Source organism: Dehalococcoidia bacterium, from assembly GCA_035574915.1.
In the GTDB taxonomy this organism is placed as follows: Bacteria; Chloroflexota; Dehalococcoidia; order DSTF01; family WHTK01; genus DATLYJ01.
In genome coordinates this window covers 1-9388 of record DATLYJ010000175.1, presented here as the reverse complement: position 1 = coordinate 9388, position 9388 = coordinate 1, and the positions used below count along the sequence as shown (strand labels likewise).

The window sequence follows — 9388 nt, the reverse complement described above, 5'->3', positions numbered from 1 at the left end:
CCACCGGGAAGCTGGAACGGACAGAACCTCGGCGTCGCAGCAGCGATCTCGGCCGAGGGCGACGCGGGGGAGACCTACCGCGAATGCAGCCCGGGGACCGAAAGGAACCAGAGGAAGAAGACGGAACGCATCGAGACACTTGCTTACAAGCAAGGAGGAAAACGGATTTGAGTAAGTTTAAGTTTGGCTTTGGAGCGTTGGCCCTCTTCGCGCTGATGGCCCTTGGCGCCTTCGGCATGAGCGCCAACGACGCTTCCGCCAACATCATCGATGTCGAGGTCGCGCCTTTCGAGCTGAGCTCGGGCGGCTTCGCCGGCAGCGAGTCATGGACCGACGGCGGCGACTGCGACGACATGCCGGGCCGCGGCACCGTTCCGGTGAGCCCGGTAGGCGCCTTTATCGTGCCGCTTGGCGGCCAGATCGCGATCTGTGTCCAGCTCGACGGCGAGCAGGGTAACGATGGCACCGACAGCGCCGACGTCACTTTCGACGCTAACGAGGTCGGCCGCTTCCGCGAGGCCATCTGCGCCAACAATGACGGCGACGGCGACTGGTTCGAGTTCGATGACGACGACTGCCTGAGCACCGAAGGCATCGGTACTGACCAGTTGACGGTCGACTGCGCCGAGCAGCCGGGCACGCCGCCTTGTAGCGACGACAGCCCTGACCAGGGTGGCATCGTCGTCATCTACCAGTGCCCGAGCACATTGGATGCCCCGCAGACCTCACTGCTCCTGAGCACTGGCATAACGACGACCATCCACATTACCGCGTCTGATGCCGACGGAGGGCTTCCGGACAGCGAGGTTGACGTGCTCGTCTCTTGCCGTCCGACTGCCGGTGGTGCGACCCTGACGGCCTCGCCGACCACGGTCGAGATCGTCCCGGCGCCGAGCAACACCGCCCACTCCCTGATCCAGCTGACGGTCACTGACGCCGCCGGCAACCCGATCCTGATCGCGCCCAGCACCGACGTCGACTTCTCGACCGACCGCTGCGCGATCGAGGAGACGAATGTTGACACGGCCAGCGAGCTGGGCTCGGCGCGGACGCTTATCGCCGCGCTCACGACGTCGAACCCGGCCTCTTACGTGGCCTGGGACACCTTCGCGAACAGTGTTGCGCCCGACAGTTCGCCGCTGGCGGACAACTCTTCGGTGTTCGACTTCGACATCAGCGGCATCAACGTGTCCTGGCGCTCGATGGCGGCCGCGATCCTGCACTGCGACCCGCACGCCGGCATAACGACGGCGACGCCGGGCGTGGCCACGGTCACGGCTTGTCTCGAGGTCCCGGACGCGGCGGACATCTGCCGCACCGTAACGGTCACGGTCATTGGCCCGCCGGCTTCCATCACGGTTGCCGCCAGCCCGACCAGCCTGCGCTGCGGCGAGAAGTCCACGATCACCGTCACGGTGAAGGACGCGATCGGCCAGAACGTCTCTGACCACACGCTCGTCGAGATGGTGACCAACCTTGGTGGCACCATCGGTGGCACGGGTGGCGTGCTCTCGTTCGTCGGCCCTGTGGTCCCGGTGTCCAGCAATGGCGCCGGCACCTTCGGCGGCGTGGCGACTGCCTTCCTGCTGACCAGCGAGTCGCACTCCGGTCCGTACGAGGTCGTCGCTACCACGGGCGGCACCCTGCCTGGCGGCGGGGCGATCGGTATCTTCTCGACGCCTCCGATCAGCGCCCAGGTGACGGTGACCTGCACCATCCCGGCCCCGACCGCGGCGCCCGCACCGACGGTGACGGCTCCGCGCACGGGCACGGGCATCACCCCGCCGAGCACCGGTGACGCCGGCCTCTCGAGCTCCTCGAGCTCCTGGACGCTGTTCGCCATCGGCGGCCTGGCTGCCTTCGCTCTCGCCGGCCTGGCGACCCTCCGGTTCGCCCGCCGCTAAGAGCTGACGGCTGTCAGCAAGCTAGGCAACTAGCGCAGCGGAGGCCCCTCATCTGAGGGGCCTCCGCTTTCTCATCGATACAGTAGACCGCGGCGTTAACCTTTCGTACCATGCGGGCGTTATATCGGATGGCCGGCACATGTCGCCGGGTATTCTTGCTGTCCTAGAAGCAAAAGGAGAGCTATGAGAGGCAGACTGATAGGTTCGTTGCTGGCGATGGCGACGGTGGTTGCCGTTAGTGCCTATGTCCCCTCGGCGAGACCGGCCGAGGCTGCCACGCCGATCACTGTCGGCGGTGGCTGGGTTGCTTTCGGTTTCGGCGGCGCCGGGAGCCTGGTTTCAAGCGGGCCGTTCACCTTTTCGAGCACGGGACAGGTTGTGATTACCGTGGTGGACACTTTCTGTCGAGGGGACGAGTTCGCGATCCTCGAGGGCGGCCTTGTCGTCGGGCGGACCACTCCTGTGGCGACGGGCGGCTGCCCTGAGGCAGGTGACATCAATGATCCCGACCTGGCCTTGCTCGACCCGCGGTACTCAAAGGCAATTTGCCTCCTCCGCGGCGGATCTCACGCCGTAGACATCCTGGTCGTCGAATCGCCGCATGGTAGCGGTAGCGCATTCCTGCGCGTCGATCCGTATGTTGGTCAGCCTTTGAATTGCGCTGAAGGTGAGCGACCTGTGGGCAACACAGGCGGAGCTGTCGGCGCTGTCGCTGCCGCCGCCGCCGAACAGGCGCGGGAAAACCGCGCCCGGGTCGCCGCCGCCGCCGCGAACGCCCCGGCAGTCTCGGCCCCGCGCACCGGCACCGGCGTGACGCCGCCCAACACCGGCGACGCCGGCCTGCTCGACCGCTCCGGCTCCCGTGACTCCTACCTCCTGGGCGGCCTCGCCGCGCTCAGCTTCGGCGGCCTCGGCCTGCTGGCCCTGAGGGAGCGCCGGGCGGCCAGACGCTGACCACACTAATAACCTGACAAACCAGCATGAGGCCCCTCACAGAGGGGCCTCATGCTTTAGGGTAGACGGTCGCGTTCAGCGCCTGTACGATTCGGCGAAAGAGTCGGATGCCTAATGGCTCCGGCGAGCGTCAATTAGAGGGAGAAAGGTGGAATAGCAGGCAATGGCAAAGCAGGCCTGGTCCGCGCTCGTTACGGCGGCCGTTCTCGCCGCGGCTCTTCTATTCGGGGGAGCATCTCCCGCACTCGCCCAACCGGTGATTGTGTCCTGTCCCTTTGGCCCCGCCGGCAGCGGAGACAACCTCGACCGCGGATTCTACGTTACCAACTACCAGGCCTACTCCCTGGACACGGCCACACTCAGGTACTTCAGCTCGCCCGGCGGCTTCTACCAGGTCACTCTCACCGCCCGGGCCGGGAGCTTTGCCGGCCCGCTGGTGGGCGTTGCCTCCGCGAGCTTCGTCGTCAGCGCCGGCTCGGAAGTCCAGGTCGTCTTTGATTTCGGCGACGCGCCGGTGGCCTTCGGGTCCACGATTGCCTTCAGTCAGTCCTTCACCGGCCCGTCGGGGATATTCTTCAACGTCGGGACCGGGGCACTCGGAGGCGGCGAGCCAGACCCCTGCCCGGGCGTGACTGAAACAGAGGGTACACTCCCTCCGCTCGACACATTCCGGCGCGACACCGTCGGCCTGGTCCTCACCGGCTCGCTTCAGCCCGTGCCGCTGCGCACCGGCGCCGGAGGGGGCGCGGTCGGCGCAGTCGCCGTTGCCGCTGCGCAGCAGGCGCAGGAGAACCGGGCGCGCGCAGCCGCCGCTGCCCAGCCGGCCCCGGCAGTCTCGGCCCCGCGCACCGGCACGGGCGTGACACCGCCCAATACCGGCGACGCCGGCTTGCTCGACCGCTCCGGCTCCCGCGACTCCTACCTCCTGGGCGGCCTCGCCGCGCTCAGCTTCGGCGGCCTCGGCCTGCTGGCCCTGAGGGAGCGCCGGGCGGCCAGACGCTAGCCGGGCGAACCCCGAGATGCACGCAAGAGGCCCCTCACACGAGGGGCCTCCGCTTTTCCTCACGCGGCCCCCGCACCTACTCCAACCTCCCCCAACGGGCGCTCGCAGGGCCTGCACGAGGCCGCGCTCCCTGTAGGGGAGGCCTTCAGGCCTCCCGTCCGCGGGGCCGGGGGGTGACGGCAGGCTTGGCCTCCCATTCCGCGGGGCCGGGGGGTGACGGCAGGCTCGGCCTCCCGTCCGGGGGCCGGGGGTGACGCCAGGCTCGGCGCCCGGGCTCCGGCCTCAGCGCGACGGCGCGGGCGTGCGGGTCGGGACGCCCGGGATGAAGTCGAGCGTCGGGCGCGGCTCCGGCGTCGCGCCCGTGAAGACGACACCGAGCGCCGCCGCCTCCTGGGTCGCCAGCTGCGGGATCTGGAGGCGCAGCGTCTGCAGCGCGTCCCTGTCGTTTCGCTTCCAGGCCGCGACCGAGGCCGTCGCCCACTCGAGGCGGTCCTTGCGCGCCTTCACCACCATGTCGAACTGCGGCTTGAACGGCGAAGCGGCGTCGACCTTCGCCTTCTCGAGGTCGGCCACGAACCGGCGGTAGTCTGGCAGCGCCTTCTCGATCGCCGCCAGGGCCTCGTCGCAGCCGCGCCGGGCGCGCGAGTGGCCGCTGGGGTCGGGCACGGGCGTGTTCGGCGGGCGGGGCACGCCGTTCAGTTCGTAGCAGTCGAAGAAGTCGCGGTCGAGGAACTTGCCGGCGTTCTCCTTCCACTCGACCCAGGCCGCGTTTGCCGCGCCCACGGCCGCCTGGGTGGCGTCGCCGCCGACCGGCGTCAGTTGCAGGCCGCCCTTGGTGCCGGCCGTGCTCGCGCCGCCGCAGGCCAGCACCAGGGCCGACAGCACAAGCACCAGAGCTCCCGCGCCCGCCCGGAGTCCCCTTCGCACCATGTCTCGATGATGCCGTCGAGCCCCGCTTGGGACAACTGAGGAGCATGTCAGGACGTCAGGAGTTCAGCATTTCAGGGCTTCAGGACTTGGCGACTCCTCTGACCGCTGACCGCTGACCTCCTGACCACTTCAGCATTTCAGGGCTTCAGCATTTCAGGACTTCGGGACCTGGCGCCGCGTCTGACCTGAGAGCTGTGCGCTGACCTCCTGACCCCCTGACCTGACCGCTGACCCCCTGACCCCTGACCGCTGACTTGACTGCGCGGGCGGGCGCGATTGTAATGGCAGCATGGCGGGGGGAATCCAGGCGTTCTTCGGGGACGACTGGGAAGACGCAATCGACTCCTTGAAGTCGGCGCCGGGAGCTCTTGGCGGCATCATGCTCAGCGGCCTGCGGCAGGTCCGCGCCGTGGACGTGGCCGCCTTCGGCCTGGTCCTCGCCGGTTGGGCCTGGATCCTGGGCACCTACTTCGACTCCGGCACCGACCAGCAGGCCTGGCACGTGGCCCTGGGCCTCCTGCCGCTGTTTCTCTGGCTCGTCGCCGGCGCAGCCGGCGCCCTCATCTTCGAGATCGGCGGGCTCGGCCCCCGCACCCTGGCCTACTGGGAGTCCTACGTCCTCATCCTCGTCTTCGCCCTCTTCGGCGTCGTCAGCCTCCGGGTCGCCCTCAGTCCGGACAGCCGCCAGGTCCACCGCGGCTCCGCCCGGCAGCGCCCCTGACCCCGGGCCCAGGGGCAGACCGCCCCGCTATACTCGGCTCGATGCGCTACGTGATCTACGGCGCCGGCGCCATCGGCGGGACCATCGGCGCCCGGCTCCACCTCGCCGGCTTCGATGTCCTCCTCATCGCCCGCGGCGCGCATCTCGAGGCCATCCGCGCCCGCGGCCTGCGCTTCCAGAGCCCGGACGGCGTGGCCACCCTCCGCATACCGGCCGCGGGCAGCCCGAGTGAAGCGAGCCTCGGTCCTCGCGACGTCGTCTTCCTGACGATGAAGACCCAGGACACCGAGGCGGCGCTGATCGACCTCCAGGCCGCCGCGCCGGGGCTCGACCTCCCGGTCGTCTGCGCCCAGAACGGCGTCGAGAACGAGAGGCTTGCCCTCCGCCGGTTCGACCGTGTCTACGCCATGCTGGTCATCCTGCCCGCGACCCACCTAGAGCCCGGCGTCGTCGAGGCGACCTCCGCTGGCATCACCGGCGTCCTCGACGCTGGCCGTTACCCATCGGGCCTCGACGATGTCGTCCTCGAGGTCTGCTCCGACCTCGAGAAGGCGGGCTTTCGCGCCCGCCCCGACCCGCAGGCGATGCGTAAGAAGTACGCGAAGTTGCTGGGCAACCTGAACAACACGCTTCAGGCCGCCCTCGGCGAGACGCGGGCCCCGGAGCTTTCGCGCAGGCTGGTCGAAGAGGCCATCGCCTGCTATCGCGCCGCCGGCATAGAGTGGGCCCCGGACGAGGAGATGGCCGCCCTGCGCGAGGGCATGCGCGCCGGGGGCGGCCGGCAGGGCAACTCCACCTGGCAGAGCCTCGCGCGCGGCGCCGGCTCCATCGAGTCCGACTACCTCAACGGCGAGATCGCCCTCCTCGGCCGCATGTATGGCGTTCCGACGCCTGCAAACGCGGCGCTCCAGCGCATCGGCCGCCGCATGGTCGCGGAGGGCCTGGCGCCGGGGTCCGTCTCGCCCGCTGACCTGCTCCGGGAGATCGAAGCCGCCAGGTGGAGCGACTGACCGGCCCGCCAGGTGCCGCGGAATGATAGACAGATTTCAGGTTCCTTTAATGGCATCCATGCCGCCGCAGGAGCATGCTCTAGGGTGCAAAGGGTAGAGTGGTGAAGTCCCTCTGACCCACCATGACACGCGAACAGAAGAAAAAGCTGCTGATCGCGGCACCGCTGGCAATCCTGGCGGTGTTCGTCGTCTTCCTCCTCGCGACCTATGTGAGCATCGCCTCCGGCTTCACCGAGCCGGCTGCGCTGATCAACCGGAACAACGGCCTCACGGTGCTGGACCGCAACGGCGTCGTCCTCTTCGAGTTCGACCGCGAGGCCGGTCCTCGCGCGATAACGCCCCTGTTGGAGATCTCGCCCCACCTCATCGACTCGACCGTCGCGGCCGAGGACGCCGAGTTCTGGAGCAACCCCGGCGTCAACCTCAAGGGCATCGTTCGAGCCTTCTACGACAACGTTTCCTTCTGGGACGGCGGCGGCTTCCTTCAGGGCGGGGGCGGCAGTTCCATCACTCAGCAGCTCGCGAAAAACCTCTACATCCCCGTGCCGGAGCGCAGCAAGCGCAGCGTCACGCGCAAGATCAAGGAAGCCATCATCGCCTTCGAGCTCGACCGGCGCTACTCGAAGGAGCAAATCCTCGAGTGGTACCTGAACTCGCTCTACTACGGCAACGGCGCCTACGGCGTCCAGGCGGCCTCTTATCGCTACTTCAACAAGCCTGCCGCCGACCTCACTCCCGTGGAGGCGGCCATGCTCGCCGGCATCCCGCGGGCGCCCGCGATCTACGACCCGCTGAACAACCTCGATGCCGCCCTTGCCCGCCAGCATGAAGTCATCGACCTCATGCAGCGTCACGATTACCTCTCGAAGGAGGAGGCCGCGCAGCTGAAGGCGCAGCCTCTCACCATCCGCGAGGGCCGGGTGCCCGGCGATCAGCGCCAGGCGGAGCGCGGGGAGGCGCCCCACCTCGCAGTCAACGTGCGTGGCCTCCTGCCAAGCCTGATCGGCGATGCCGCGCGCAAGCCCGGTCTGCGCGTGACCACTTCCATAGACGTAGAACTGCAGCGCAAGGCCAACGCCGTCGTGCAGGAGCAACTGGCGCGAATTGGCCCGCAGGTCGGGGCCACGAACGCCGCCTTGGTGGCGATCGACCCAAAGACGGGCCAGGTGCTGGCCTACGTCGGCAGCCGCGACTACTTCGACGATGGCATCAGCGGCCAGGTAGACAACGTCACGGCCCTCAACCAGCCCGGCTCGACCATCAAGCCCATCACCTACGTCAGCGCCTTCATCGACGGCTGGTCCCCGGCGACGATCGTCAATGACGAGCCTATCCGGCTCAGCACCGGCTCCGGCACCTACACCCTGGGCAACGCCGATAACCGCTATCGCGGCCCCATCCCCGTTCGGGTCGCCCTTGCCAGCTCCCTGAACCCACCTGCGGTGAAGGCCCTCGAGTTCGCTGGCCTCCCGGACGTCTACGACAACGCCCGCAGGCTGGGCCTGACCACTCTGGGGCACGTCGATGCCTACGGTCCCGCCTTCACGCTCGGAGGCGCCGATGTCAGCCTGCTCGACCTCACCTACGTCTTCTCCGTATTCGCGAACTATGGCGAACAGGCGGGGATCGAGAGCGTTCTCGACCTGCCAAAGGGCTCGCGCCCGCTCGACCCCGTGCTCGTCCTGAAGGTCGAGGACTCGCAGGGACGGACAATCTGGCGGGCAAAGCAGAGGAAGGAGCGCATCATTCCCGCCCCCTATGCCTACATGATCACGCACGTCCTCTCGGACGACACGGCGCGCTCCTCGATGTTTGGCCTCAACAGCCCGCTAAAGCTCGCCGGCCGCGAGGCCGCCGTCAAGAGCGGCCTCACCGACAACGCGCGCGACGCCTGGACGATCGGCTACACCCCGGAGCTCGTGACGGGCGTCTGGGTTGGCAACGCCAACAACTCACCCATGCGGGGCGCGACGAGCACCTACACCGCCGCGCCCATCTGGAACACCTTCATGCAGCGCGCCCTGGAAGGGCGGCCGGCGCAGGGCTTCGACGTGCCCTCCGGCATCAAGTTCGTCCAGGTCTGCCAGACGACCGGCCTCCTGCCCGACCGCTCCTGCCCGAAGGTCGTGACCGAAGTCTTTGCCGCCGACCGCGTGCCCACGAGCACCGGCGGCGGGACCCGCCTCCAGGGCTCGCAAGCCACGCCAACACCAATCCGCCGCGCGCCGCAGATCGAGCCCACGAAGCCGCCGAAGCCCACCGAGGTACCGAAGCCCAACGACCGCCGCGGCAACAGAGGCGGCGGCGCCGACCGCGGCCGCGGCAACGACGACTAGAACAGGCCCGTCAAGGTCCCCGGAGCATCGATAGCCGTGTCGGACGCGAACTACACTCCTGACCTCGCTGGCCGGCGCCGGCGCGGCCGACGATGTCAGCTGGAGTGCGCCAGCAACAAGTACGTCGGTCCCGCCGAGGGACCGACGCGCCATCATGAGCGTGGACACGGACTGACGTAGCGCGCAGAATTGAGGCCGGGCGCTAGCCCGGCCGCGATTCGCCCGCATCGCTCCGAGTGGCGGCAGCACAGATCATCGCAGGGAAGGACAGGGAGATGACTACAACGAGGCGCTACGGGGAGCGGCGGATCACCGCCTTCATGGAAGACCCGGACAACATGAACATCAGCAACGTCATCCATGCCAACCAGGGCGCACGCCAATATGGATACCGCGCAGCGCTGGTGGGCGGAGTGACCGTTTACGGCTGGACGGTGCCCGCGATCCTCCAGGCCCTGGGGCCCCGGTGGCTGTCGGACGGATGGATCGATGTCTCCTTCCGTCGCCCGACTTATCCGGGCGACGAAATG

General features: G+C 68.4%; 8 protein-coding genes. 7 read left to right on the top strand and 1 reads right to left on the bottom strand.

Annotated elements, in window-relative coordinates; genetic code table 11:
• Positions 1–167 precede the first annotated feature (167 nt).
• From VNN10_15695 to VNN10_15685, 3 genes are all read left to right on the top strand, one after another.
• Positions 168–1904: a hypothetical protein gene (locus VNN10_15695; protein HXH23462.1), complete on the top strand. Its 1737-nt coding sequence runs from the start codon at positions 168–170 to the stop codon at positions 1902–1904.
• Between the two features lie 183 nt (positions 1905–2087).
• Positions 2088–2858, top strand: coding sequence for a hypothetical protein (locus VNN10_15690; protein HXH23461.1), 771 nt, complete (start codon positions 2088–2090; stop codon positions 2856–2858).
• Positions 2859–3021: 163 nt separating this feature from the next.
• Positions 3022–3861: a hypothetical protein gene (locus VNN10_15685; GenBank protein ID HXH23460.1), complete on the top strand. Its 840-nt coding sequence runs from the start codon at positions 3022–3024 to the stop codon at positions 3859–3861.
• A 282-nt stretch (positions 3862–4143) separates the two neighbouring features.
• On the opposite strand, the gene VNN10_15680 is transcribed toward VNN10_15685, so the two are convergent.
• On the bottom strand, positions 4144–4791 hold the full coding sequence (locus VNN10_15680; protein ID HXH23459.1) for a hypothetical protein: 648 nt from the start codon (positions 4789–4791) through the stop codon (positions 4144–4146).
• A 289-nt stretch (positions 4792–5080) separates the two neighbouring features.
• Between VNN10_15680 and VNN10_15675 the strand changes: the two genes are divergently transcribed.
• The 4 genes from VNN10_15675 to VNN10_15660 all read left to right on the top strand — a co-directional run.
• A complete protein-coding gene (locus tag VNN10_15675) occupies positions 5081–5512 on the top strand; it encodes a hypothetical protein (GenBank protein HXH23458.1) in 432 nt (143 codons plus the stop codon).
• 41 nt (positions 5513–5553) lie between these two features.
• Complete coding sequence (locus tag VNN10_15670) at positions 5554–6522, top strand: 2-dehydropantoate 2-reductase (protein ID HXH23457.1); 969 nt, start codon at positions 5554–5556, stop codon at positions 6520–6522.
• Positions 6523–6644: 122 nt separating this feature from the next.
• A complete protein-coding gene (locus VNN10_15665) occupies positions 6645–8858 on the top strand; it encodes a transglycosylase domain-containing protein (protein HXH23456.1) in 2214 nt (737 codons plus the stop codon).
• Positions 8859–9133: 275 nt separating this feature from the next.
• On the top strand, positions 9134–9388 hold a 255-nt coding region (locus tag VNN10_15660), incomplete at its 3' end, for a hypothetical protein (GenBank protein HXH23455.1).

What these genes read in the sequence shown, in the direction of transcription:
- VNN10_15690 (HXH23461.1), top strand. Translation starts at nt 2,088, where the DNA reads ATGAGAGGCAGACTGATAGGTTCGTTGCTGGCGATGGCGACGGTGGTT.
- VNN10_15685 (HXH23460.1), top strand. Translation starts at nt 3,022, where the DNA reads ATGGCAAAGCAGGCCTGGTCCGCGCTCGTTACGGCGGCCGTTCTCGCC.
- VNN10_15680 (HXH23459.1), bottom strand. Translation starts at nt 4,791, where the DNA reads ATGGTGCGAAGGGGACTCCGGGCGGGCGCGGGAGCTCTGGTGCTTGTG.
- VNN10_15675 (HXH23458.1), top strand. Translation starts at nt 5,081, where the DNA reads ATGGCGGGGGGAATCCAGGCGTTCTTCGGGGACGACTGGGAAGACGCA.
- VNN10_15670 (HXH23457.1), top strand. Translation starts at nt 5,554, where the DNA reads ATGCGCTACGTGATCTACGGCGCCGGCGCCATCGGCGGGACCATCGGC.
- VNN10_15665 (HXH23456.1), top strand. Translation starts at nt 6,645, where the DNA reads ATGACACGCGAACAGAAGAAAAAGCTGCTGATCGCGGCACCGCTGGCA.